This window comes from Citricoccus sp. (genome assembly GCF_035445025.1).
Lineage (GTDB): Bacteria > Actinomycetota > Actinomycetes > Actinomycetales > Micrococcaceae > Citricoccus.
This window is the reverse complement of sequence record NZ_DAOMPX010000155.1, coordinates 1-2,069: the sequence shown is the minus strand read 5'-3', so window position 1 is coordinate 2,069 and position 2,069 is coordinate 1. Positions and strand designations below refer to the sequence as shown.

The window sequence follows — 2,069 nt, the reverse complement described above, 5'->3', positions numbered from 1 at the left end:
CCGTGCCGGAGTTCGATCCCGTGCCATTGGTCTTGCCCGGGGAGTACACCACCGGCGGTGAGGACCTGGTGTTGTCCTTCCAGGTGCCAGGGATGTCCGCCGCGGCAGACCCGGTGGCTCGGCTGGTGCTCGGGACGCTACGCCGCCGGACCTTCCGACGGCTGCGCCGGGACGCTGGGGTGGTCTACGACATCGAGGCCGGCCAGGCACTGCAGCCACAGTCCGGGGTGGCGGTGGTCATCGTTCGGGTCGCGAAGACCTCCCTGCCTCAGGCGGCCGAGGGGATTCTGGGTATCCTGCGCGAACTGCGGGACCACGGCGTGACGGACGCCGACCGGGAGGCGGCCTACCAGGAGGTCCAGGACCAACTCGAGGACCCGCACCACGAGACCGTCGAGCTCTTCGACGCCGCCGAGGCAGGCTTCCTGCAGGCGCCGCAACCGTCCCTGCAGGACCTGGGTGCAGCTGTGCGCGCGGTCACCATGGAGGACGTGCGAGCCTGGCTGGCCGGGCTGGATTCGACCCTGGCCGTCGGGGTACCGGCCATAGACCTCGACGACGAGCCCGAGCCGGGCACCTCGGGTCTGGTCGCAACGGTGATGGGCCCCCTACCGGGCCCGGAGGTCACCGGGACGGTCTACCCCGTCAAGATGTTCGCGCGACTGGCTGGGGTGCCCAAGGGACTCAAGCTGGTCGTGGGTGAGAGTGGCGTGTTGGTCACGGACGGCCAATTTCGGCGGTCCCTGGCCTGGGACCAGGTCGCCGCGGTGGAACAGGACGCCTCGGATCCGGACGACGTCCAGACCACCGTCGTCGGCGTCAACGGCGAGGTCATCGAGGTCCCGACGGCCGTGCTGAAGGGCGGGGACCGCGCCGTAGACCAGATCTGCCAGCACGTCCCGCAACGACGGCAAATCACCACACACCTTCGCGATGACCGTGTCGAGCATCGAGAACAGGGACCAGTGTGAGGAAAGCTATTGCGGGCGTCGCGCTCAGCGTGATGCTGGGCATCGCGCTGACCGGATGCGGCGAAGACGCCGAGAGCCAGGGCCCGGACACTGGGGATTTCGCCTACGTCACCGACGCGTCCCCGGCAGCGTCCAACGGCGGGGAGGGGGCGGGGGGTCCGACGGAAATGCCCACGATTGCGGTGATGGACGATGACCGTTTCTGGCACATCATTGACCAGTCCGGGTCATCGGCCGGTGGCAGCGTCGAGGACCAGACCGGCAGCCTGACCGCCACCCTGGCGGGTCTGACGGCCCAGGAGATCGCGGCGTTCGACGAGGCCTTCGTGGCCCACCGGGACGAGCTCTACTCGTGGGATCTGTGGGGCGCGGCGTACCTGTTGATGGGCGGGTGCTCGGATGATTGCTTCACGGACTTCCGCAGCTGGGTCATCGCCCAGGGCCAGGACTACTTCGAGGCCGTGAAGTCCGACCCCCAGGCCTTGGCCGATGGCCGTTTGAAGGATGCCGGGCAGGTCGCCGAGGCGGAGTTGTTGTCCTACGTCGCCATGGACGTCTACGTGGAGGCGACCGGCCGGGAGATCTTCATGGACTACGGGTCTCGTCCGGGAGCGGAGATAGCCGCGGAGCCCACAGGGCAGGAGTGGGATGAGGACGATGAGGACGCGCTCCGCGCCCGCTACCCGAAACTGAACCCGCTGCCGTACTGGTAGCCAGGAACTGCTCACAGCGCCGAAGCACCGCCCGCGTTTCGCACGAATGACTGCGGGCTCGCGCTCAGCCGCGTCCGTTCGGGCATCCGCTTCCGGGCCGCACCGCAGCGCTTCAGTGGCCTGAACGACCAGGCGCCGTAGACGGTTCCGTCACTGCGATTCACGCCCTTACCCACATGTGTCCATCGGCCCCGTCGCGCAACCCACGGGTTACCGTCCAACCCGAGGGGGAATCTTGGGTCGGCAGTGTGACTGCTGAGATACGTGGCGTTCTCACCCTGGGTTGAACGCCTTCCGCCTCCGGTTGACGGCCCCGTCCACGAGGGGATTTTCTGATCTCAGGTCAGGAGGCGTTGCAAGCCCTCACGGTACTGGCGGTACAGCT

The 2,069-nt window shown here is 67.9% G+C and carries 2 protein-coding genes; both read left to right on the top strand.

What is annotated here, in order from left to right:
* Positions 1-971, top strand: a 971-nt coding sequence (locus PLJ28_RS15750; RefSeq protein ID WP_324590427.1) for an insulinase family protein, incomplete at its 5' end; no start/stop codon positions are given.
* 185 nt (positions 972-1,156) lie between these two features.
* Positions 1,157-1,684: a DUF4240 domain-containing protein gene (locus tag PLJ28_RS15745; RefSeq protein ID WP_324590426.1), complete on the top strand. Its 528-nt coding sequence runs from the start codon at positions 1,157-1,159 to the stop codon at positions 1,682-1,684.
* The last annotated feature ends 385 nt before the right edge of the window (positions 1,685-2,069 follow it).

Excerpts from the sequence above, each read along its gene's own strand:
- PLJ28_RS15745 (WP_324590426.1), top strand. The coding sequence starts at position 1,157 with ATGGACGATGACCGTTTCTGGCACATCATTGACCAGTCCGGGTCATCG.